At 39.7% G+C, this 290-nt stretch carries 1 protein-coding gene; it reads right to left on the bottom strand.

Annotated features, from left to right (window positions below):
• A partial coding sequence (locus tag V6259_RS19765) for a benzoate/H(+) symporter BenE family transporter (protein ID WP_341585986.1) occupies window positions 1-290 on the bottom strand: 290 nt, incomplete at both ends.

Below are 290 nucleotides of genomic sequence, written 5' to 3'. Positions count from 1 at the left end.
ATCTGATCTCAACACAGAGAAAAGCACGCCAACCACTAGAACAACAAGAATGACATAAGGAGGCAGAAAACATTTAACAATTAAATACGTTAACAGCATAGCAGCAACAAGAAATGTGTCACTTTGCAAAGATTCAAAAATACCTAACCCGAATTTGAACAACAGGCCAGCCAGCTTGGCACAGGCTATTGGCAACGGCACTAAACGCTTTAACTTATAAAATAACCCCGTAATACCCGTTAAAAATGCGAGCAATCCCGCAAAAATAAAAACACAAATCGACTCGGCAT

The organism is Marinomonas sp. TI.3.20, assembly GCF_038155025.1.
In the GTDB taxonomy this organism is placed as follows: domain Bacteria; phylum Pseudomonadota; class Gammaproteobacteria; order Pseudomonadales; family Marinomonadaceae; genus Marinomonas; species Marinomonas flavescens.
Note: the sequence above shows the minus strand (reverse complement) of the source record. Positions and strands in the feature narration are given on the sequence as shown.